General features: G+C 56.5%; 17 protein-coding genes. 6 read left to right on the forward strand and 11 right to left on the reverse strand.

What is annotated here, in order from left to right; all coding sequences use genetic code 11:
• Positions 1–89: 89 nt before the first annotated feature.
• Positions 90–2624, reverse strand: coding sequence for a DUF1080 domain-containing protein (locus Enr10x_RS28955; RefSeq protein ID WP_145452498.1), 2535 nt, complete (start codon positions 2622–2624; stop codon positions 90–92).
• 72 nt (positions 2625–2696) lie between these two features.
• Complete coding sequence (locus tag Enr10x_RS28960; RefSeq protein WP_145452499.1) at positions 2697–3989, reverse strand: Gfo/Idh/MocA family protein; 1293 nt, start codon at positions 3987–3989, stop codon at positions 2697–2699.
• A gap of 301 nt (positions 3990–4290) precedes the next feature.
• Here Enr10x_RS28960 and Enr10x_RS28965 point away from each other — a divergent pair, with 301 nt between their 5' ends.
• Together Enr10x_RS28965 and Enr10x_RS28970 are read left to right on the forward strand one after the other, a co-directional pair.
• Positions 4291–4842 (forward strand): pyridoxamine 5'-phosphate oxidase family protein, encoded by a 552-nt coding sequence (locus tag Enr10x_RS28965; protein ID WP_145452500.1) that lies wholly within the window; start codon positions 4291–4293, stop codon positions 4840–4842.
• Positions 4842–5393: a hypothetical protein gene (locus Enr10x_RS28970; RefSeq protein WP_197997411.1), complete on the forward strand. Its 552-nt coding sequence runs from the start codon at positions 4842–4844 to the stop codon at positions 5391–5393. Before Enr10x_RS28965 ends, Enr10x_RS28970 begins: the two co-directional genes overlap by 1 nt.
• Positions 5394–5414: 21 nt before the next feature.
• Here Enr10x_RS28970 and Enr10x_RS28975 read toward each other — a convergent pair whose 3' ends face one another.
• Entirely contained in the window at positions 5415–7841 is a 2427-nt protein-coding gene (locus tag Enr10x_RS28975) for a peroxiredoxin family protein (protein ID WP_145452501.1), read from the reverse strand.
• 218 nt (positions 7842–8059) lie between these two features.
• Here Enr10x_RS28975 and Enr10x_RS28980 point away from each other — a divergent pair, with 218 nt between their 5' ends.
• Together Enr10x_RS28980 and Enr10x_RS28985 are read left to right on the forward strand one after the other, a co-directional pair.
• Positions 8060–8329: a MoaD/ThiS family protein gene (locus tag Enr10x_RS28980; RefSeq protein WP_145115702.1), complete on the forward strand. Its 270-nt coding sequence runs from the start codon at positions 8060–8062 to the stop codon at positions 8327–8329.
• Between the two features lie 51 nt (positions 8330–8380).
• The gene (locus Enr10x_RS28985) at positions 8381–9496 is read left to right on the forward strand and encodes a WD40/YVTN/BNR-like repeat-containing protein (protein ID WP_145115704.1); all 1116 of its coding nucleotides are present in this window, start codon (positions 8381–8383) and stop codon (positions 9494–9496) included.
• Positions 9497–9991: 495 nt separating this feature from the next.
• Here Enr10x_RS28985 and Enr10x_RS28990 read toward each other — a convergent pair whose 3' ends face one another.
• Genes Enr10x_RS28990 through Enr10x_RS29005 form a run of 4 tightly spaced genes read right to left on the reverse strand, consistent with a single transcriptional unit; the run spans position 9992 to position 14863 of the window.
• On the reverse strand, positions 9992–11491 hold the full coding sequence (locus tag Enr10x_RS28990; protein WP_145452502.1) for a leucine-rich repeat domain-containing protein: 1500 nt from the start codon (positions 11489–11491) through the stop codon (positions 9992–9994).
• Between the two features lie 51 nt (positions 11492–11542).
• Complete coding sequence (locus Enr10x_RS28995; RefSeq protein ID WP_145452503.1) at positions 11543–13039, reverse strand: leucine-rich repeat domain-containing protein; 1497 nt, start codon at positions 13037–13039, stop codon at positions 11543–11545.
• A gap of 50 nt (positions 13040–13089) precedes the next feature.
• On the reverse strand, positions 13090–13797 hold the full coding sequence (locus Enr10x_RS29000; RefSeq protein ID WP_145116582.1) for a leucine-rich repeat domain-containing protein: 708 nt from the start codon (positions 13795–13797) through the stop codon (positions 13090–13092).
• Positions 13798–13810: 13 nt separating this feature from the next.
• On the reverse strand, positions 13811–14863 hold the full coding sequence (locus Enr10x_RS29005) for a PA0069 family radical SAM protein (protein WP_145452504.1): 1053 nt from the start codon (positions 14861–14863) through the stop codon (positions 13811–13813).
• 219 nt (positions 14864–15082) lie between these two features.
• Here Enr10x_RS29005 and Enr10x_RS29010 point away from each other — a divergent pair, with 219 nt between their 5' ends.
• Positions 15083–15808: an SAM-dependent methyltransferase gene (locus Enr10x_RS29010; protein WP_145452505.1), complete on the forward strand. Its 726-nt coding sequence runs from the start codon at positions 15083–15085 to the stop codon at positions 15806–15808.
• Between the two features lie 147 nt (positions 15809–15955).
• A complete protein-coding gene (locus Enr10x_RS29015; RefSeq protein WP_145452506.1) occupies positions 15956–17320 on the forward strand; it encodes a DUF1501 domain-containing protein in 1365 nt (454 codons plus the stop codon).
• A gap of 14 nt (positions 17321–17334) precedes the next feature.
• Here the strand turns inward: Enr10x_RS29015 and Enr10x_RS29020 are convergent, their stop codons facing one another.
• The 4 genes from Enr10x_RS29020 to Enr10x_RS29035 form a co-directional block, all read right to left on the reverse strand.
• Complete coding sequence (locus tag Enr10x_RS29020) at positions 17335–20220, reverse strand: PAS domain-containing sensor histidine kinase (RefSeq protein WP_145452507.1); 2886 nt, start codon at positions 20218–20220, stop codon at positions 17335–17337.
• A 231-nt stretch (positions 20221–20451) separates the two neighbouring features.
• Positions 20452–21825 carry a H(+)/Cl(-) exchange transporter ClcA gene (gene clcA, locus Enr10x_RS29025; RefSeq protein WP_145115722.1) on the reverse strand — a complete coding sequence of 458 codons (1374 nt, stop codon included), beginning with the start codon at positions 21823–21825 and terminating at the stop codon, positions 20452–20454.
• Between the two features lie 93 nt (positions 21826–21918).
• Positions 21919–22236 (reverse strand): hypothetical protein, encoded by a 318-nt coding sequence (locus tag Enr10x_RS29030; protein ID WP_145115725.1) that lies wholly within the window; start codon positions 22234–22236, stop codon positions 21919–21921.
• Entirely contained in the window at positions 22209–23564 is a 1356-nt protein-coding gene (locus tag Enr10x_RS29035) for a DUF1501 domain-containing protein (RefSeq protein WP_145115728.1), read from the reverse strand. The genes Enr10x_RS29030 and Enr10x_RS29035 overlap by 28 nt, the downstream gene beginning before the upstream one ends.
• Between the last annotated feature and the right edge of the window lie 80 nt (positions 23565–23644).

Below are 23644 nucleotides of genomic sequence, written 5' to 3' on the forward strand. Positions count from 1 at the left end.
ACCCTTATTTTCGCGGCACAGACGATGATCGCAAGGGGCCGCTGCCAAAATTGTGCAGAACGGCCGTTTTTCCCTGCGTTCAGTCGCTTTTACAGCTCACGCAGACGCACATTCCGATAGTGCACCTGGTTCACCAGATTCCCGTGAATCTGCAGCGCGATAATTCCCTTCAGCGGAATGTTCGGATCCTCTTCGACGTAATCGACCGTCTGCACCCCGTTGATCCAGAGCTGAATCCGTGGCCCTTTGCAGCGAATGCGATACGTATTCCAGTCATCCATGCGAACGGGCAGGTCGCGAACCTCTTTGGGGGGCCCCGCCAGAATTTTCCGCCGACGGGATTCGTCATACAGACAGCCCCAGTAACCTGTCCCCAGATCCGCCTGGAAACCGCTGACCTCATGATCGTTGGGAATCTCGGCCGTACGAATCTGCACGCCCGCGTTGGTCTTCTCTCCCAGCAGCTTGAATTCCAGCTTGAGTTCGAAGTCTTCGTACTCTTTATCCGAACGCAGAAATTCGTTCTGCTTGACCTTCTCCGTCAGACTGCCGGCCACGATCTCGCCATTTTCAATTCGGAAGATTGCTTCATTCCCGTGCCAGCCGTGAAATGTTTTCCCGTCGAACAGCGACTGAAACCCGAGCTCCAGTTCTTCCTGAGCCGCCTGGGCCTTGATTCGCTCCAGCTGCTGCTCTGCCCGCTGTTTGAGACCTGAGTTGTCCGTCGTTGCGATCACCTGCTGCAGGGCATCCCGCAGCAGCGTGTTCTCGATCGGCGTTCCCCGTTCGGCCCAGGAAATGATCGTCGCAGACGCGGGGATGTTCAAGTCTTTCTCTTTCAGCAGGTTGATGGTGAAGTTGACCGCTTCGGGAGTTGGATAGCGACGCAGCACTTCGAACACGAGCTTCTTCTCATCGTTGCGTTCGGCATTCGCCAGTGTGTTGCGACAGACTTCCAGCCGCTCGGCAGGCGTCATATTCAGCTGCCGGGCCACGCGGATGTAACCCCGCAACGCACGGATTTTGTATTTGCGGTTGTCGAGTGACTGCGCCAGCTCGAGCAGCGGCGGTGCGACGTCGATCGTCACCCACTTGCCCAGCAGGTCGGTCGCCGTGTTCTGCAGGTCGTCGTTACTGGAACGGGCGGCCGCTACGACCGTTTTCAAAGCGGTCTCTCCGCCAATCGCTGCCAGCTGATTCAGCAACTGCTGCTGTTGTTCAATGCTGGCCCCGTCCATCGCACCCGCCAGTGCCTGTGCCGTCTCTTCCAGTGGCAGCCGGGCACAGGCCGCTTTGAGAGCATCGCTGATCGTCGCGTCTCCGGGATTTTTCAGCGCCAATGCAATCAGTTTGGGCAAATCATCGGAGGACGTCGTCCCCCCCAGCGCCTGAATCGCCATCTGTTTGACTTCAGGATTAGCATGGTTCACCAGCTGATACACGGCGGGAGTCAGCGAACTCAGACGACAGTCGCCGGCCAGTGCCAGACCTGACAGTTGCTGAGGCAGTGCTTCACTCTCAACCAGCTTACGGGTGTTTGCTTCGATGGCAGCCCGCACTTTGTCAGCAGGCTGACCGGCCTGGATCCTGGCGACCACTGTTTCCACGGCACCGGTCAGATCGGACTCGTTCTGCTTCAGCAGGTCAAACAGATCGCTCAGCGCCTGCAGCTGACCATCGGCTTTCAGTACCGGAACCAGTTCTCCCAGCGAAATGACCGCCTGGATTTGCAACGGTCCGTTGCCGCTTTTCACTGCCTCACGAATCAGGGGCAGGGCACGTGGATTATGCGACTGGCTCAGGGCGACAATGATAAGCCCTTTTCGTTCGTTCGACAGACCGGGATAAGCAGACACCAGCGTCGCAGCCGCTTCCGGTCCCAGTTTGCGGGCCGCCTGCAGACCGGCGCGAAAACGTGCCAGATCATCGGCTTTGAGTGTTTTGGCTAACAGGCCGAGCCCCTCCTTACCCAGCAGCACAATCGCCCGCTGTGTCGCCGCCAGATTAATATTTTCCGGCAGATCGGCTTTGAGCACGACTTCGGTCAGTTCTACTGCCTGCTGTTTATTTGTGTCAGCCAGCGAACGGGCACACATCAACAAGGCAAACGCGACTTCCTGTTTCACTTTTCCCTTCGCTGATCCGAAGGCGGACTTCAATGCAGCCGCCGCATCGGTCGTGCCGATCGCGCCCAGGGCATGGGCTGCGGCGATCGCGACTTTCGGATTGTCGTTCGAGAGCAGTTTCGCCAACTCGGTGGTCGCCCCTTTGTCGCGGCGTTTCGCCAGCGAGTTGATCACGCCGACCAGCTGGTCCCCTTTGACTGTTTTGAGGGCCCCTTCCAGTGCCTTGTCCGCGGCGTTACCCGGAATATTTTCCAGGGCCGAACGGGCATAGGTCGCCAGTTTTTCATCACCCAGATATTTCGCAATTGCGGGCACCGACTTTGCATCCCCGATCGCAGCCAGGCGGCGACAGGCCATCGCTTTGTCATAGGTGCCGGCATCAGAGTTGAGAACATTGACCAGGCGGTCTGCTTCCGGTTCCGCGGCGGAAACCAGGTTGGCAGAACAGAACAGACTGACAGAAAGTAGGGAGAGCAGACAGAATCTGAACGAAAACATGAGCGGAAATCCCTCAAGTGCTGAAGTAGATAAAGCGGATTTAAGAAAACGTGTGACGGATCGCGGCGCGGACTACACGGTCCACGGTTCCCGCATCGCGCGGCTCCGCATGCGGTTTGCCTCGTCGTCGTTCACGAATTCCTCTTTGACCGGATCGAACTGCACCTTGCGACCCAGCTTCCAGGCGATCGCGGCTGCGTGGCAGGCGATGTGCGAACGGGCCATCACGTCTTCATTCGCGGCCGGCTGCGAACGGGTTTTCACACAGTTAAAGAAATCACGCACGTGGAACTTGGGCGACGTTCCCGGAATCGAACTCGGTGAGGGCAGGGAGGCCCGCAACCGGTTCGAGGAAACAGCCGTCTGTCCCGAGTCGCCGGTTTCGACCCAGCCTTCTTCCCCTTCGAAACGGACCGGACAGGTTCCCAGACCCATCCAGCCATTCCGCCGCATGACCAGCTTCACGCCGTTTTCGTAGACGCACTCGATCACATTGTCGTTGGGCACGTCCTTCGGTTCATAAGTCACGGGCATTGTGTCGTCCGCTTCCAGCGCCCACTGACAGATATCCAACGTGTGTGCGCCCCAGTCAAGCAGCTTGGCCCCGGAATCGAAATCGTAGTGGCCGCGCCAGGCACCATCCACATAGGCATGGTTATAAGGACGCCACGGAGCCGGGCCGAGCCACATGTTCCAGTCGACCACTTCCGGATCGGGTTCGGGTTCGGCGGGCAGCCAGTCGTGGCGATCGATCAACTGGTAGATCGAAGCGTGCACGGTATGAATCTTCCCCAGCTGACCGGACTGCGCCAGATGCGCCGCGTGGGCGAAGTTCGATACATTCCGTCGCTGGGTCCCCGCCTGGAACACACGGCCGGTACGCTGAATCGTCTGCTGCAGCTTGCGGGCCAGTTCAATGGAAATCGCACACGGCTTCTCGGAATAGACGTCTTTCCCCGCTTCCGCAGCCAGCATGGAAGCGGTCGCGTGCCAGCGGTCGCCGGTCGCGATCAGCACGGCATCGATGTCATCGCGAGCCAGCAGTTCGCGGAAGTCGCGATAGGTATCGCATTTCTGATCGCCGTTGGCCTTGTCGGCCATTCCTTTGACGGCTTCCCGCTGATCCGCGCGGACATCCGCAATCGCCACAAACCGCACATCGGGTTGCTCGAGCATGTGGCTCAGCACGTAACTGCCACGCCGACGAATGCCGATTCCCCCCAGAATAATCCGCTCACTGGGAGCAACAGTGCCGTTCAAGCCCAGCGCGGTGCCGGGAATGATCAGGGGGGCGGAAAAGACCGTGCTGGCGGCAGCAGCGGTTTTGATAAAGTCACGACGATTAAGCGCACTTGAGTTCGTCATCGGATTCTCCTCAAAAGCCATCTGGGAACAGGCTGAGTTCGTGTATGTCGAATAATGAGATCACCAAAGGTTGGAAACAGGCGGAGGGCTGTTTCATTTATTGTAATGGTCCCGGCGGCGTGCGTCTCTGAAATTGGGCCGATTTTTGCAGATTTGCCGCTTTCCAAACTTAAGGAAACTTACAAATATCTCCCCTCTTCTCCCTGCAGACGAACCGATTTTGCCCCGGCCTTGTCCCTCTGCTATGATGCCCGCGTCTGCCGCAAGCCGCTTTCACCCCGATCCATGAAAGAACCGAAACATGGGACAATGTCTTGCAGAACTCTCCGAGAAACTGATTGACTTCATCAACGCACAGAAACTTTTTTTCGTCGGCACCGCCACTGCCGACAGCCGGATCAATGTTTCACCCAAAGGGATGGACTCCTTCCGCGTCCTGGGCCCCAATCGTGTGATCTGGCTGAATGTGACGGGCAGCGGCAACGAGACCTCGGCCCATGTCCAGCAGGATGGCCGAATGACCGTCATGTTCTGTGCCTTCACGGACAAGCCGCTGATCTTAAGACTGTTCGGCCAGGCCCGAGTCATTCATCCCTACGATGCCGCCGAGTGGGACGAACTGTTCGCGCATTTCCCCCCGATCCCCGGCGCCCGCCAGGTGTTCGATCTGAACGTCGATCTGGTCCAGACCTCCTGCGGCATGGGCGTTCCCTTCTATGATTATGTCGAAGAACGCGAACACCTCACCACCTGGGCCGCGAAACAGGGACCCGAAGGCCTCCAGCAATACTGGCACGACAAAAACCAGCAGAGCCTCGACGGCATTCCGACGCACATTCTGAAAGACCAGTAATGCCCGGCATGATTCCCGCCGGCTATCTGGCCAAGCACGTCGCCACAGAGACCAGCTGGCTCGCCAACGATCAGGTCGAGGACATTTTCGCGCTCAGTAACTGCATCTCCGACAACTTCGGCGACTTTACCGAATTCTGGAAACACAACAATTACTGGCTCTTCAACTCCCCTGCAGCACTCCGGTCACTGGCAGAGGAGGCGGGCTTCGACCTGACGGGTACGAAACTGTTCTACTACGAAGTCTTTGGGCAACAGTACCATGAAACAGGTCACTGGCAACCCTTCACCGCCGACAACGCGCTGCATACCGATGTCGAAATTCCTGCTACAAAACAGCTGGAAGGCTTTGACATCGTCAGCTTCTCCCTGGGCCCTGTTCCAGAATGCTCCTGCCTTTCCTGCAACCACATGGCAGAACTCGTCCCCGTCAATCGCCACTGCCTGCTGGAAACCTTTGAGGAAGCTTACACCCTGTTATCTCAGGACGTCTTCCAAGGCTGTGAACCAGGCCCCTACCGGATCTTTGCCGTTTATTCGCTGGTCGAATAAACTCGACTTACCACCCCCGGCTCAAAACACATCCAGGGCAAACCCTTTCCATTGCTCATGGTCGGGCAGCAGTCGCTTGGCCTCTTTTAACACGAACTTCGGATCCATGAACGGTTCGTAGCTGATGTCCTGCCAGACGACGTTCCCTTTACCATCGATGATGAAGGTGCCGTGCAGCGGCTGCTTTTCAAAATCGTCGTAAACGTGGAACGACTTGAAGACGTCCAGCTTACTGTTCGAGAACAGCGGGATCGGCAGGTCGCCCTTGTCGTAGTTCTTGATCGACGTTTTGAGACCTTCCTGGTCGTCTGTGCTGATCGCCATCAGGGGGTAACCTTTGGTTTCAAACTCCTGCACCATCGGTGCGAAGGCCTGCAGCTGCTGGGCACAGTGCAGACAGCTGTGCCCCAGGTAAAAGATCAGAATATACGGCTTCCCTTTGAATTCGTCAGAGCTGCGGAGCTTGCCTTTCGCGTCTTTGAGCTGCCAGGTCGGAGCAGGGGTAGGCTTCCAGCGGAACGGCCCCAGCGTTTTCAGATCGGGCCGGTCGCCGACATCGCTGGCGAGCTCGTTCTCAATCCGCCAGTCCGCAGCGTGGCCAGCCGCTTTCGCCACCGGTGCCAGGCGCGTGAAGAGGGGCACATCCAGATCGATGGTCGCAGAGAGCTTTCGCAGCGTTTCGAACTCTTTTTTCGCAGCCTCTTTTTTGTCCGACTGCCAGAGCAGTTCGACCAGCGTCGCCTGGGGTTGCACTTCGTTTTTGTGCGAACCGATCAGCTTCCGCAGTGCCTTTTCCGCTTTCTCCTGTTCGCCCGCTTTCCACTGAACGGCAATCAGAAAGACATCATCCGCGCCGCCCGCTTTTTTCAGCAGTTGGTGTCCTTTCTTGAAATCACCGGCTGCAATCGCCTGATGACCTTTGAGCGCATCGATCTGTTTTTCGACTTTTTTGATACGGGCCACAAATGGTTTCCCCGCTTTGTCTTTTGCCTCTTTGATTTCTTTGTCCGTCGGAGCTGCTTTCTCTTTTTTGTCCTGTTTCGCGTCTGCTTTCGCAGCAGGCTTTTCGTCCGATTTCTTCTCGGCCTCTTTTTCCGGAGTCCGGACTTTCTGCTCTGCGTCGGTCTCTGCCTTTGTTTTTTGAGCCTGCAGTTTGTCGACCCGCTTCTGCAGTTGTGCGACGACTTTATCTCCCTCTTCGGGCTTGCCGCTCTGATAGTAGGCCAGTCCCAGGTAGCGCAGGCGATTCAGTTGTTCGTCTTCCTCATCCGTCGGTTCCAGGTAGGGAGTCTGGCTGAGGGCGATCAGCTCGTCCCACAGTTCATAGGTCCGCAGCACCTGCAGCAGTCGCATCCGTCCGTACTTCGCGCTGCCCCGTTTTTTCAGCGTGTTATATTTGGGATGCTGAGGAAGCGAGATCATATTCTTCGCCAGCGCGACCGCATCGTGCACGCGACCGATGAAAATCAGGTTGCGAATCAGCCATTCGTTGTTGTGGGCATAGTTGTGAATCTGGTCGGGCATCACGGAGTCGCGCATCATGTGAGCGTGGTCCACCCGGGCCGAAGCTTCCTGCTGCCAGACCGCATCCTGATAGCGTTTGAGTCGCGAATAAATGTGTCCCGGCATATGCCACATGTGGGCGATTCCGGGTGAAGACTGACCGCACTTCGCCGCCGAGGTCAGTGCCATCTCCGGCTTGCGATGATCCCACAGATGAATCCGGTAATGGTGGGCGGGGTGCATCGGATTCTTTTCGAAAATATCCTGCAGCAGCGCTTCAGCCGCCACATAGCTCGTGCTGGAAGAACGCGAATTATACAGGTGCACGGCCAGAAACGCCTTGGCTTCCAGATCATCGGGATAATCGAGGATCAGGTTTTCCATCGCTTTGGTATAAGCGTCGTTCCGTTCTTTGCTCTTCTTCTTGTCCGCATTGATATACGCTTCCAGCGCCTTGATGTACTGCTTTTCGCGGGGCGTCGCCTTGTCGAGCCGCTTGTTCGCTTCTTCGATGAACCCCTTGGCCCGCTTTTCGTTCTTCAGGTTGCACATCGCGGCTCCCCAGAACGCCATCGCACAGTCCGGGTCCAGATTGGCCGCGTGCCGGAAGGAACGTTCGGCTTCCAGGTACCAGAACCCGTGCAGTTGTCCCAGCCCCTGGTCGAGGAACTTCTGCGCTTCGGCATTCTTCACTGTCACGTCGAAGTGCACATCCCCGGTTCCCCCCATCAGGTAAGCCGCCCGCCGCGGACCTTCGTTGAAAACTTCGCCATGATACGAATGGCCCGCCAGGGTATCGTCGTCCGCCTTCTCAGGTGATTTCTCCGCTTTCGCTGCGGACTTGTCGGCACTCAGTGCCGGTCCGGTCGCATAACAGAATAGACCGACAGCAGCAGTCAGGGTGAGGAAGAAACGTTGCAGGGAAGCGGGCAGGATCGAACTCATAATGATTTCTCGACTGATATAAGATCAAAAGAAAAAATCGATCGCGGCGAAAACACCGCGCACGTTGCGCCATTTTACCCCCGCCGGTTTCGGATTGTCGATCCTCCCCACCGGTTTCAGCAGACAATTGCCGGAAAGATACACTTTGACTGATATCATCGTTTCGCGCAGAAACTCTTATTGCCTGAAAGTTTTGTTCAGATTAGCATACCCCGGTTATGGCTCGAGTCTGTTTTACCCCCAACCTGGAACGCCACCTGGCCTGCTCGGCAGCACAAGTCTCCGGTACTTCCGTACGCGAAGCACTGGATAAAGTGTTTGAAACTCAGCAGCAGTTAAGGGGTTACGTACTCGACGATCAGAGCCGGCTGCGACAGCACATGGTGATCTTTATCGACGGCAAAACCATCGTCGACCGGGTCCACCTCAGCGATGCCGTCTCGCCCGACAGCGAGATTTACGTGATGCAGGCACTCTCCGGCGGTTAACGAAAACCCATTTATTCAATTCTCCTGAATTCACAATAGAAAGGTGGTGGCATGAGTGCTCGACTGCATGTCGCCACGCGCAAAGGGCTGTTTCAGCTCAAACGCCATTCCGGGAAATGGACCATCGGTCGACACGATTTCGAAGGGGCACACGTCTCCATGTCACTGCACGACCCACGGAACAACATGACCTACGCGGCGCTGAACCACGGCCACTTCGGTGTCAAGCTGCACCGCAGCAGCGATCAGGGCGCGAACTGGGAAGAATTAACGGCACCCGCCTATCCCGAAGGAGCCGTCAAAGGAGCGGGGCCCTTTTCGACTGATGGCGAACCGAAGCCGGCCAGCCTGAATGAAATCTGGTCGCTGGAGACCGGGGGCCGCGATCAGCCCGACCGCCTCTGGTGTGGCACGATTCCCGGCGGTCTGTTTCGCTCCGATGATGCGGGCACCAGCTGGCAACTTGTGGAATCTCTGTGGGACAAGCCCGAACGGATGGAGTGGTTCGGCGGCGGTAAAGATGATCCGGGCATTCACTCGATCTGCGTGCATCCGAAAAACAGTCAGCGGGTCGCGATTGCCATTTCCTGTGGCGGCGTCTGGGTCACGGAAGACGATGGTGCCAGCTGGAACTGTCAGTCCGAGGGCATGTTCGCCGAATACATGCCCCCCGATCAGGCGAACAACCCCAACGTGCAGGACCCGCACCGCATGGTGCAGTCCCCCTCGCAGCCCGACACCTGCTGGGTCCAGCATCATAACGGCGTCTTCCGCACGACGGACGGCATTCAGTCCTGGCACGCCATCGAGGGCATCCAGCCTTCGAAGTTCGGATTCGCTGTTGCCGTCCACCCGCAACACCCCGAGACTGCCTGGTTCGTCCCTGCGGTCAAAGATGAGAACCGCGTCCCCGTCGGCGGTAAGTTCGTTATTGCCCGCACCACGGACGGTGGCCAGACGTCAGAAGTGCTCACCAAAGGTCTACCCACGGGCAAGAGTTACGACATCGTCTACCGCCACGCCCTGGACGTCGATGACTGCGGCGACGTCCTCGCGGTCGGCAGCACGACCGGCAATCTCTGGATCTCAGAAGACGGCGGCGACTCCTGGCAGACCATCTCCAGCAACCTCCCCCCAATCTACAGCGTGCGCTTTGCCAAGACATAAGCAGACTTATCAAACCAGAAAACAGTAGCGTGGGCCGGGTGCCACCTGTCGGCTCGCCCGACAGTTAAGCTTGAGACGACCGCAAAACAGAACGAAAATGTATGAACCACGAAACGCACGAACGTCACGAAAGGAAATCAACAAATGGGTAGGCCCGAATGAAATTCGGGCCGAGCGCAGCGAGCAGGAAACTGTCAGTGAGAGCGAACAAATCCAGGGGGCCACTGCGCTGTGGAAATGAAAAGAGGTCGGCGACTCCTTTTTCAATTGCCAGCGTGCTCTGACAGTTTCCTGTTGCCTCCGACAACCCCGAATTTCATTCGGGGTCACCCGGTTTTGATCCGAAAACCAGGCGTAGGGGTCGCCCTGTGTGGCTACCCGCAGGTTGAGCGTTCGCGTCGTGCACTACGCACGTTCCCATGAGTCCCTTCCACTCCCAGGACCAGACGAACCTCGCCAGGCGGGCGGACACACAGGTCACGCTCCGACTCATTCCTACAATAGACCAAGACTTTCATAAAGTCGGTCGATGGCTGGATCCGTGATTTGTGTCCCTTCATATTCGATGACGGACAGGTTAAGCAGTCCTTTCAAATGATCCAGTCCGGCATCGGTGACGCGGGTATTTTGCAATGCCAACCACCGCAGTTGTAAAACCTGCTGCAGTTGGGCCAGCCCATCGTCTGTGATTTTCGTATCGTTGAGGTAGAGCTGTTCCAACTTTTTCAAGCCTGCTAAATGCACTAATCCTTTATCCGTTACACGAGTCCCATTCAGAAACAGTTTTTCCAGCGTCACCTGCTTTTTGAGATGGGCCAGACCAGCGTCGCCCACCCGGGTCTCATTGAGATACAGGTCCCACAACAGGGGAAACGGCTTGAGCAGAGCCAGTCCCGCGTCGCTCACCTGCGTATGGGACAGATCCAGGTCCTGCAGTGATTCACATCCATTCAGGTGAACCAGGCCGGGATCTCCGATCCGGTTATGATCTAAATAGAGCCAGTAAAGGTCTTTCATGTCCTGCAAGTGAACCAGACCCGCATCTGTGATCTGGGTGTGAGACAGAGATAGCGAATACATCTTTCTCATATTTTTCAGATACACCAGCCCCGCATCAGTAATCCGGGTATGGCTTAAATCAAGATCGTCAAGGTTTGTTAAGCCCTGCAGATGGGGCATACCACGGTCCGTAATTTTTGTATTTTGGAGACGAAGGGATTTCAGTTTTGTCAGCCCTTTTAAATAGGCCAGGCCGGCATCACCAACGTATGTCTTCTCCAGGTCCAGATATTCCAGGTTTTGCAGTTCCGAGAGAAACTGCATGCCGGTATCCCCGACGTGTGTCTTCTCCAGATCCAGAAATCTCAGATGCTTCAATCCCGTGAGGGACTGTATGCCGGCATCCCCCACTCTGGTCTCCGACAGGAACAGGTTTTTGAGGTCAACCATCCCTTTCAGATAGATTAAACCGGCGTCGCTGATCTGTGTGTTTGCCAGATCGAGCCCGTCCAGGCAGTTCAGCCCCTGAAGATGAACGAGACCGGCATCAGTGATCCGGGTATTTCCAAGCCCAAGAGATGTGAGATGCTTCATGCCTTTCAGATGAACCAAACCCTCATCAGTAATCTGCGTATCGCTGAGAGATAATATGCTCAGTGCAGAGAGCCCATTCAATTCTGACAACACTGCCAGATCTTTGTCACTGGCTTCCTCATCAAAATCGAGTTTTGCCACACGCTGAAAAGGGAGCAGCCAGCGTTTACCCAGTTTGTTTTGCAACCAACTTCGTTGACGCCAGGATAAAATACCTAACAGGCTGCCCGGCTCGACGGTGACCTCAACATGCTCCATCGCTTTCAATTTGTTAATCGCCCGGGCATTCTGGATTCCGAAGATCACAAACACGACCAGTCCCGCAACGACCACCAGCGCGATCGAGCGCCATACCCACCTCAAGCGGCCGGGAGGTCTGGAAGTGGATTCCGTCTGGTTCATACTTACTGATCTCCTGAGTCGTGTGTCAGCTGCGATGTCGACTGACCGCAGTCAATGCATAAACAGCAGCGATTGTTTCAGTTCGTCAAGCCCCTCCTCGGTCACCTCTGTCCCTTCAATCTCAACTTTCATCAGATGGGTGAGACCATTCAGGTGCTTCAGCCCGGCATCCGTCACACGCGTCTGGTTCAGCTTGAGCCAGTTCAGCCTGGGGAACTTCTTGAGGTGAATCAAGCCGGCATCGCTGATCTGCGTATCCGCCAGATACAGGACTCTCAGTTGTTTCAACGCGGGCAACGAACTTAACCCGGTATCGCTGACCTGCGTCTGATTGAGACAAAGATGAAGCAGTCCCGTCAACTTCTGGAAATGGGCTAATCCTGCATCGCTGACCTGCGTTCCGGACAGATCGAGTGACTCCAGCCGGGTCATGTTCTGAAGCGACTTCAGACCGTCATCGCTCACCCGCGTATTCGCCAGGTTCAGCGCTTTTAAACCGGGAAGTTCCTGCAGCAGGGCCAGCCCCCGATTCGTAACATGAGTGTCGTCCAGCTTCAGGTTTTCCAGGCTCGGCATGGCTTTCAAATGCACCAGACCGGCATCCGTAATCGGAGTGCCGGACAGGTTGAGCTCCCTCAGATATTTCAGGCCTGTCAGATGGATCAGGCCCGCATCGCCGGTGGCAGTCCGGGAGAGATCCAGTTTGAGCAGCTCAGCAGCCCCCGTGAAATGCTTCAGGCCGGCATCACTGACCCGGGTGCCGGACAGATCCACCTCGAACAGATTGTACAGACCTGCCAGCGAAACCAGGCCGACATCAGTGACCTGCGTCCCGCTCAGATTGAGGTACTCCAGTTCTGTAAACCCCTGCAGAGATTTCATGCCGTCGTCAGTGATCTCGGTATGACTGACATTAAATTCTTTCATCTTGATTATATTTTTGAAGGGTCGTAAGCCGACATCACTGATCTCGGTCTCGCTGAAGTCAACGCTTTCGAGTTCCGTCAGATCCTCCAGGTATTCCAGTCCTTGCGAAGTGATCCGGGTCCGCTGCAGATAAAGCTCCTGCAGGCTCCGCTGATTTCGCAGATGGTACAGGCCGACATTGCTGATCGATGTGTTATTGAGTGCCAGCCTGCGCAGATTCGGCAGGTCGGCGATTTCCGCGAGCCCCTCATCCGTAATCGATGTTCCATCAAGATGCAGCGCCTGCAGACTCTTCAGGCGACCGATCGCGACGAGATCTTCCTGGCTGATCTCCTCACCGAAATAACTTACCTCGGTGACGCGCTGGAAGAGCTCGGGAATCACCGTTCCGGTCTGAGACTCAATCCAGAACTGCCAGGACCCCGGCAGCAGATTCAAGACCGCCGCGGGTTCCGTACTGAGACCGATCTGGGAATTCGATTTCAGCTGCTGCAGCGACCGCCCGCTCCGGACTCCGAAGACGACAAACAGAATCAGAACCACGACGACCACCAGCGCGATCGAGCGCCACACCCACCTCAAGCGGCCGGGAGGTCTGGGATTCGGTTCGGGATCTGTCATCAATCAAACTCCAGCGAAAGCAGGCTACAATGAATCTCCATTCTAACATACTAATCTGACAACTTCGGTAACGATTCTCGCAAGTGTGCCAGCCCCTCGTCAGTCACTTGAGTTCCCTCCAGATTGAGATACGTCAGATTCACCAGCCCTTGCAGATAAACCAGGCCGGCATCACTGACCGAGGTCCCGTTTAAGTCCAGGAATTCCAGTCGGCGCAGATTCTCAAGATGTTGCAGTCCCTGATCGCCGATCTTCGTTTTCCGCAGTCGCAGGATCTTCAGATCTTCGAACCCTTTAATATGCGCCAGACCGGCATCACTGATGCTCGACTCATCCAGGATCAGTGCTCTCAGATTTCGCAGACCGGCCAGCTGGGCAAACCCTTCCTCAGAAAAAGTCGCCTGGTTCAGATGAATCATTTTCAGATTGGTCATGCAAGCGATGGCAGACAGGTCGGCGTCGCTGAGCGCCTGGTTCGTGCAATCAATTTCGAAGGGACGCTCCAAAGCGGTCTGGATCCCTTGACCTGCATTAGCCTGAATCCAGTTCTGCCAGGCAGCAGGCAGCTGGTTCATAAGCCACGGAGATTCCGAATCGATCGTAATCCCGGGATTCGATTTCAACTGTTGAATCGCCCGCCCGTTCTGCGCTGCTGAGACAATAAACACAGCCAGTCCCAACACGACCAGCAACCCGATCCCCCGCCAGACCCACCGCAGGCGGCTCACCTCTTTCTGTTTCGGCTCGGGTTGGTTCATAGCACACGCTCCCTCAAAACAGCCACTGCTGTCCTTTACCGGTCGTCGGCGGACGGAATTGCGTAAAGTCAAAGGCCGGCAGCCGCTGGTCCAGGCTGTGCTTGCGGGCGAAGACCTGAAACAGGTTGCCAATCTGCTCGGCGATCTCCCCGGTGCCGCGAATCCGGGTGCCGAACTCGGCGCTGTTGAGCTTCCCATCCCGCGTCTGTCGGATCCGGCTGATGACCCGTTCTTTTCGCGTGGGCTGCGTCCGTTCCAGCCATTCCAGAAAGACCGGCTCCACCGTCAACGGCAGACGAAGCATGATGTAACTGGCCGATTGCGCACCCGCCTCTTTCGCTGCTTGCAGAATCGCGGGGATTTCATGGTCGTTCAAACCCGGGATAATGGGCGAGACCATCACCTTCGTCGGCACTCCCGCAGCGGTGAGTTCGCGGATCGCCCGCAGCCGGGCCGCCGGAATACTGGTCCGCGGCTCCATCTCCCGCGCCAGCTCCGGATCGAGGGTGGTGATTGAGATGCTGACATTGATCAACGACCGCTGTGCCATGGATGCCAACAAATCCAGGTCCCGCACGACGAGCGCGTTTTTGGTGACGATTCCCACTGGCTGGTTTGCCTCGGCGGCCACCGCCAGGCATTGACGCGTCAGCTGAAATTCGCGTTCGGCGGGCTGGTAACAGTCGGTGATTCCCGAGAAGGCAATCAGTTCAGGCTGCCAGTCGCTGCGGCTCAGAAAGTCGCGGAACAGCTGTGGTGCCTCCCGCTTGACCATAATTTTGGTTTCAAAGTCCAGCCCCGCGTTATAGCCCAGGTATTCGTGAAAAGGCCGGGCGTAACAGTAACTGCAGCCATGCGCACAACCGCGATACGGATTGACGCTAAAGCGAAAATTGAGGTCGGGCGAATCGTTTTCAGTGACGATCGACTTCGACTGATCGTCCAGATATTCAATCCGCCTGGGCTGGGAAAGATATTCGTCATCCCATTCCAGCTGTTCCAGATCTGGTTCGGTATAAGTCGACTCAAACCGGTTGGGCGGATTGATATGAGAACCGTGCCGCATGACATGCCTGACTCAAGAAAGGAAACAAAACACCTGATACTTTGTTTATAGGCAATCTGCGGGCAGGAAGGAAGGACCTTTTTATCACACCGGCTAAAAATGTCGAGGACGCTAATGAACTTCTACCACGAATCCGTGTCTGAGAGACAGTAGTCACTTTACCTGAACTACCCTCGGGAAACTCACTTAATTCATTGTCAGCAGCAGGATTATTGCCGCATGATCGAACTGTTATGGAATGCCCCTGTCAGTGAAGTCCGCATGTCTGCAATGCTTGAGACGCTGGAACTACGCGAGGGTCAGCAGGTACTCGACGTGGGCTGTGGATGCGGCGAGGTCCTGATCCGGCTCACTGAACGTTACCAGACCCTCGGCACCGGAATCGATGTCTCTGCCCCTCACATTTCCGAAGCCCGACGCCGGTTGCAGGGCCGCGTTCCCGCGTCGGCAGTTCAGTTCACTCATGCCGATATCCGGTCAGTGCCTTTAGAACACAACACATTCGATCTCGTCCTCTGTCTGGGTGCGACTCACGCTTTTGCCACCGGTCGTGACGCGTTTCGAAATGCATTACAACAGATGATCCCTCTGGTTCCGTCAGGCGGATCGCTGCTGATCGCGGACGGCTATCTGAAACAGCCGGCGGTTCCCGAATACCGTGCGTTACTGGGTGAGAGCCTCCCTGATGAAATGACGCACGCTGCGAATGTCTCTACGGGACAACAGCTCGGCCTGACTCCGCTCTCGGCCTGGACCAGCAGCACAGCAGAATGGGACGATTTCGAATGGACTTATCAGCGGATCGTCGAACGCAAAGCCCGGGAGCAACCTGACGATCAGGAACAGCAAACCCGACTCCACCACCGCCGCGAATGGATCCAGGCTTACCTGAAATGGGGCCGCGATACGCTCGGTTATGGCATTTACCTGTTTCAGAAACAGTGAGCTCAGCCTGGCTGTAGACTCTGAGTCTGCCTCAGAACAGAACCCGATTTGTGAACCTGATCGGAAAATGTTTGCGGTCCCGATTCCAGGCCTGCTACAATCAGGGGCGACGTCACAGCAGTCCTGGCTCTACGGGAGACCGGTAGCGTGCTCGAAATACCCGGCATTCTGGAACGTGCTCACTCGCGCCGCAGCTTTCTGCAGGCCAGCGGTTATACCGCCCTTGCTGCCGCGCTGAATCAGCGTCTGCTGGTCGCCCGGGAAGCCTCACCACAACAACCCCTGCGTTCCTGTATTCTGCTGATGCTCTACGGCGGACCAAGCCAGATCGATACCTGGGATATGAAACCCCACGCCCCGAGCGAAGTACGCGGCGACTATCGATCCATTCAGACCAGCGTGCCGGGCCTGATCAACTGCGAACATCTCAGTGCCTGTGCGCAGCTCATGCACAAACTGACGATCATCCGCTCAATGCATCACGATCTGACGAACCACAATTCCGCCATGTACCAGGCACTGGTGGGGAAATCCCCCGTCAGCAACAATGAAATCCTCGGCGCCAACCGCATGCGGGACTTTCCCAACGTCGGTGCCGCCATCAGTTATGCAACCGCCCGCGGCGCTCTCCCCAAAACAGGGAACCCCCTGATCAACCTGGCGCTGCCGCATGTGATGCATAACGTCGTCGACCTGCCGGGACAGAATTCCGGCTTTCTGGGAGGTAGTCACGATCCATTCCAGATCAACGCCGACCCCAACTCGGACCGGTTCCAGGTTCAGAACCTGCAACCTCCCCCCGGCATCAGTGAACCACGACTGCTGGCCCGCCGCTCGCTGTTACGTTCCCTGGATCATCTGGACGTCGGAGATTCGGACCTGGAACAATATCAGCGCCGTGCGTTCGAACTGTTGCAGAACCCCGCTGTGCAGGCTGCGTTTCAAATCGAACGCGAACCCCCTCGGGTCCGGGAAGACTATGGACGACACAAGCTGGGGCAGAGCCTCCTGCTGGCGCGGCGACTGGTGGAGTCGGGAGTCCGCTTCATCAACGTACACGACGGTGTCTTCAACGGACAGGCAGTGAACTGGGACAGCCATGCCAACCTGTTCCAGAGGCATCGCGAACTGCTGACGCCCTTCGACCAGGGATTTGCGGCCCTGATCCGAGATCTGGATCAGCGTGACCTTCTGGATTCAACACTGGTGATCGCGATGGGTGAGTTCGGCAGAACGCCTCGTGTCAATGCGAACGGGGGTCGGGATCACTGGCCCAACTGTTACAGCGTGGTGCTGGCAGGAGGGGGAGTGCGCGGCGGCACGACCTTTGGCGCCAGCGACCACCTGGGAGTCTATCCCCAGGCAGACCCGGTCACCCCCGAGGATCTGGCCGCGACGATCTTTCAGCGATTCGGCATCAACCCGGAAATCGAAATCCGCGACCGTACCGGCCGCCCGTTTCAACTCTCCGAAGGACAGGTGATTCCCGTTTTTAATTCACGTCTTACCTGAATAATTCATCCAGGTCATCCATGCTGACTTCTCAGCTGATCGATTTCAGTGCCTGATTTTTCCTTCGACAATATTTTACCGCGGAACGCCTGCTTTGTCTGATCGCTCATCTGGTGAGTGGGAATCAAGACATCAAAAGTCGCCCCGGTCACCGATTTCTGTCGGTAACTGATCTTCCCTCCCGAGGCTTCCACCAGGGAACGACTGAGCGACAGGCCAATCCCCAGGCCTCCCTGTTTATTGGAAGCGAAAGGCGTAAACAACTGACCGACAAAATGATCGGGCACACCCGTTCCCGTGTCAGACACAGTCACCTGAATCATGGAATCTGCTGCAGGTGAAACGGTGATCGTCAGGATGCGCGGCAGCGGGGTCTCGGCCATCGCTTCCATGGCATTGAGAAACAGATTGGACAGTACCTGTTCGATCTGCACGCGATCTGCATGCACGATGGTCATTCTGGAATCGCTGACCACCTGCACCTTGATCTTCTTCTGATGTAATTCATATTCGATGAGCTGCAGGGTGCTGTGAATGCTGCCCAGGATATTAAACCGTATCAGTTCCTGCTCCCGCTTTTCGGCCATCGACTTCAGCCGGCGGACAATGCTTCCCGAACGGAGAGACAGCGTTTCGATCCGTTGTACCAGATCCCTGACATCGTGTCCCTGCTCGATCCGCGACTTGATCGCAGAGCTGTAATTCGCGATCGCCGTGAGTGGCTGATTGAGTTCGTGCGAAATACCCGCGGTCAGTTCACCCATCACCGCCAGACGGGACGCATGCGCCAGAATATCCCGATACTCCCGCGTCTTGCGGGCAGCTTCTTGACGATCGCTGATATCCTGTACTGTGCCATGCATACTCACAATCTCACCCGCAGCATTCCGTTTCAAAGCCCCCTGTTCGTGCACGTAGCGGACTTCCCCATTGGGACGAACGATGCGATGTTCGATGCTGTAAGGCAGATCATATTCGAGGGTCTGCGCCACCACACGTTCGACCAGCGGCCGATCATCAGGATGGATCGTTTCGAGAAAACCAGGATAGGTCGGCCGGAAACTGTCCCGCTTCAGTCCAAAGATCCGGAAGACTTCATCAGACCACCAGAGCGAATCGTCTAAGACATTCCATTCCCAGCTGCCGATATGCGCCAGTCGCTGGGCTTCGGATAGCCTTTCATGTGTCTGTTTGAGATCGATTTCCGCAACTTTCTGCTCGCTGATATTTTCAATGATCAGCAGCACCTCCTCGTTCAGGTAAGGCAGTACGCGTGCCCGATACCAGCGATTCTGACGGTGAGACGGGAGGGGGAAATCGATTGTTCTCATCTGCCGGGTCTCGTACACCTGCTGAACCGACTCCGCAAACTGATCGACCATCTCCTCGGGAAGCAGGTCCCAGATCTTTCTGCCGGAAGACAGATCACTGGGGGAGAACAGATCCTTCCGCCTGCTGTTGAAGTTCACAATCTCTCCCCGGTAATTCATCACCAGAACCAGGTCGGGCAGGGCCTGGAACAGCGCTTTCAGTTGTGCCGTCTTCTGCGTCAGCTCTGAAGTCCGCTGCCTGACCCGTTCTTCCAGGGTTTCATTCGCTTTGAGAATCGCCTCCTCATCCTGTTTTCGCTGGGTAATATCTTCAATAATCCCCACCAGCCGGGTCACCTCATTCAGCCCGTTATAGACGGGGAAAGAACGGGATTCCAGCCAGCGGATGCTCCCATCGGTGTGTATGACCCGGAACTGAGGAAATTCCGTACTGGAAAAATCGCCCTGAATTTTCCTGTTCATGCTTTGCAACAGCGCTTCTCGATCGTCGGGATGGATCCTTTCGACCCAGATCCTGGGATCGTCATAGGCACTCTGGCAGGTCTGCCCCCAGAACTCTTCGTATTTCGGGCTGAGATAATATATTTTCCCCACATCAGCAGAGCTCACCCAGAGCAATTCATTGATGTTCTCGGAAATCTGGTGGAATATCTGCCGACTTTCCCGCAGCGCCTGCCGTTCTTCCTTACGTTCGGTGATATCCACGGCCACATTCAGAGTGCCGATATTCCTTCCTGACTCATCCTGTAACATCGAAAAGTGCCAGGCAACTCTTTTCACCGTACCGTCAAATGTCACCACATCGTTTTCATAATATTCGACTGGTTGAACGGCCCCCTGTTGCATCAACCGCTGAAAGAAAGCACGGTCTTCCTCCCGGTTGTCGGCAGCCAGAAAATGATCGAACCAGTTCCTGCCCAGAATGTCGGCCTCTTCGCCGCCGAGGAGTCGACACCCCTGCTGATTGATCAATGAGACTTTTTCATCGGCATCGACGACCAGGATCATTTCGCGCACCAGACTGAAATACTGGCCGGCCAGATCGATGGCTTTATCATTCTCGGTAGTTGATTGCCCGCCCTCAGACACAACCGCCAGCAAGCCGGTTACACTCCCCGAGGCATCTCTCTGAACACCCCACTGGACCTGCACCGGAATCGAATGCCCGTCCCGGTGACCATAGACCGTGTGATGTGTGTGGGAAGACATGCTCCCGCTGGCGAGCTGGTTCAGCAGCTGATAGAAAACGACGCGTTCTTCTTCTGCATCGATCAGCTCTGCATAAAACGTGTCGACGAGTTCATCCTGCTCCGTTCCATGCAAGCTGGCAAACGCCGGATTGGCAAACAGGATCCTGCCCGACACGTCACATTCGATGACGGCGCAGGGCAGGTCAGTGAGCGGGGATCGTTCGTGTTCAGCCTGATTCAGAGGCAGCTGAACGTGCCCCTGATTAACTTCAGTTGATGCACCGTCAATTCTGAATTGCTTTTGTTGTTCCAGTTCCCCTACGCGGCGGCGGAGGCGTGTCACTTCTTCCAGAAGTTCCGTCGTCGTTGAGTGTGACATCGTTTCCTTTCAATCCATTCAGAAATTAATCCGTTTTTGATGAGCATCTCACACTTCCTTAACCTCGGTAGCTTTGGCGGGAGAGCCGATTCTAACGGGTCAAAGAAACTCGGGAAATAGTGATTCTCAGCAAGTGCATTCGCAGCCATAAAGCCTTAACAAAGGTGCATTGCCAGGTACTTACAATATGTATCCTATCACTGAAATTCGCCCTTCTCGCAGAGGCATTTGTCAGTTTTCGCTTTCCAGTTCGGGAATGATCCCGCGCCGCTGCAGCGTTCGCTCCAGCAGCAGGTCATACACCGGTCGGCTCCCCAGCGACTGCGCCACAATACTGGCCGTCATACAGGTCACGATCATCGCCGGCAGCAGCTGAAAACTGGCCGTCATTTCCGCCACCAGCACAATCCCCGTCAGTGGCGCCCGCACGGTTGCTGCAAACAGCGCTCCCATCGCGGCCACTGCAAACGCAGCCGCCTGCAGTTCGACCTGGGGAATCATTTCATTCACCAGCGTACCGAAGCACGTGCCAATCAGAGCACCCAGCGCCAGCATCGGTGCGAAAATCCCCCCGGGCACCCCCATCGAATAACTCAAAAAGGTCATCACCGCCCGCACAACCAGCAATGCCAGTAGCACGCCAATCAGAGGTGACTCCACAAAAATTTCTTTCACCAGGGCCTCGCCCCCGCCGACATAATCGGGTGCACCGACCATCAGCGCGCCCACCACAGCTCCCACGGAACCTGCGATGATCAGCATCGTCCGCGCGCTCAATCGATCTGCCGTGTGCAGACACTTCAGCAGCACCGTATTGAAGCCGGCCCCCAGTACGCCAATCAATGCACCCAGCAGCAGGGTCAACACAAAAGTGAGCAGCATATTTTCCGGCGGGACCATTTTCGGCAGCGAAGCCTGCAACTGCACCGGTAACTGGGGCAGGGTGCCAAACACCTGGTCGTTCACCATATTCGCGGTAATACTGGCGATGATCACCGCGTGCAGCGCGATGAAGCTGTACTGAAACCGGTGCCGTACCTCTTCGATCATAAACAGGATCGCGCCCAGCGGCGCGCTGAACGCCACGCTCAGCCCCGCGGTCGCCCCCGCGGCCAGCAGCGTATTCAGAGTGTGATTATCCGACCGGGCCCGTTCGCCCACGATCTGACCGACGCAGCCTCCCAGATGAATCGTCGGACCTTCTCGCCCGAGCACCAGCCCGGCTCCCATCGAGAGCACGCCGCCGATGAACTTGACGGGTAGCACGCTCCGCCAGCGGAGCATCATCAGTTCGCCCATCACGCCTTCCACTTCCTGGATGCCGCTCCCGGCGGTTTCCGGGGCGAACTTCCGCACCAGCACGGCTGACAAGGCCACCATGGTTCCACCCACGAGCGCTGCCACAATAATCGCCAGTAGCGTTGAACCAGAAAAGACAGAGGTAATCAGACCATAGACCTCGATGGCCTGCTCGACAGAATAATGAAAAGCCGCGCCCAGGGTTCCAACCCCCAGACCGATGATCAGCGCCAGCAGGTAGATCCACATCGCTTTCTTAAGCTCCATGTGGCGGCGCAGCCTGTGCTCCTCCTTGTTCAAATCCATTCATTCTGCTTTCGTGAAAATCGTATCTCACATTAGACTTAGCACGCGTACGATAGCAGTTCTGCGACTTCAATGGTACATCAGTCTGACGCGCTATTGATAAAACCATTCCAGAGGAATGCGATTCACAAAAAACACGTATCCCATTGTGAACAGGTAACTTACGACGGAACCCAGCCCGAGTGCCCACCAGGGACGCTTCCAGAGCAGACACAGTACCGCCACCAGGAACCCGGTCAGCAGCCCGACACTCAAAGCCGGAAAGAGATTCAGCGCCATCTGCTCGGCAACCACGATCGCATGCCACAGCGCCGCTGCCACCAGACCGACCGCAAAGATCAGCATCAGTTTCGCAAATTGCAGCGGCTCTTGAGGCATCGGTTTCAGATGAGTTCCCGCATCGGCTGACACGGATCCACCAGATAGGTGGGACGCCCCGAGAGATCCGTTACGGTCGCCGTATTCACGTCGATGCCCATGTTATGATACAGCGTCGCAAACACTTCGTTGAAACCAACGGGCCGACTCTCGGCATGTTCGGCGAAACGGTTCGTAGAACCGATCACCTGCCCGGTACGCATGCCGCCCCCGGCCAGCATGGCGCAGGAGACCTTGGGCCAATGATCTCGACCGACTTTGGGACTGATGCGCGGCGTGCGGCCGAATTCTCCCCACACGACCACAGAGACGTCTTTGTCCATCCCCCGGTCTTGCAGGTCTTCCATCAGCGCGGTCAGGCCCTGGTCCAGCATCGGGAAATGTTCTTCTTCATGCTCGAAGATCGTGCCGTGAGGCACGCCGTGCCAGTCCCAGCGACCGTAGGCCAGTGTCACACAACGCACGCCGACTTCAACCAGGCGACGGGCCATCAGAAAATAATCGTTCAATAACGGTCCCGCATCACCGTAACCGGCCGGCTTGGTCGAACCACGTCCATAACGGTCGCGCAACTTCGGATCTTCTTTCGACAGATCCAGCGCCTGCGCCAGCTTACTGGAAGTCAGAATGCCAAATGCCTGTTTGGTATAAGCGTCAATCCCCTGCATATCCTCGACCACTTCCGCCTGGCGGCGCATCCTGTCGAGTGAGGCCAGCAGCGCTTTGCGATCATCCAGTCGCTCCGCGTTGACACTATTGAGAATCATATCCTCTTTGCCTTCCGCGCTCGGCTTGAACGCTGAATGGGCGACTCCCAGGAAACCAGGCTGCCCCACGTCCGCCCAGGGAGCATTCCGCATCTTCGGCGACAAACCCACGAAGGGAGGAATCGCGGGATCCGTCCCCCCCTGCAACTTTGAAACAGTCGCCCCCAGTGAAGGCCAGCCTCCCTGCGGTTGACGACGGGATCCTCTGCCGGTCATGCACTGGAACGAAGCATGTCGCCCCTCGGATCCGACCATCGAGCGAATAAAAGAAAACCGGTCTGCCATTTTTGAGAGTCGCGGCATCAGTTCGCAAACTTCGATGCCGGGAACATTGGTGGCGATAGGCACACGCGGCCCACGAATCTCGGCAGGGGCGCCCGGCTTCAGATCAAACCAGTCCTGGTGAGGAGGACCGCCAGACAGAAAGATCATGATCACAGCTTTGTTCGAGTTGCGCTGGCCCGCGAGATCCTCGGCCCGCAGAATTTGTGGCAGGGAGAGTCCCCCCATCGCCAGGGAACCTATCTGCAGAAAATTCCGCCGGGAGATCCCGTCACAAAACCGGTGCGGTTTGCCACTCGCAATCCTCAACATAGAGCAGGCTCCCTGGAAGCAGGCATATTAAAAACAGGCAATCTCAACCAGCGCTTTCACAAGCTGCCATGATAAAAAGA

It is taken from the genome of Gimesia panareensis (genome assembly GCF_007748155.1).
Classification (GTDB): domain Bacteria; phylum Planctomycetota; class Planctomycetia; order Planctomycetales; family Planctomycetaceae; genus Gimesia; species Gimesia panareensis.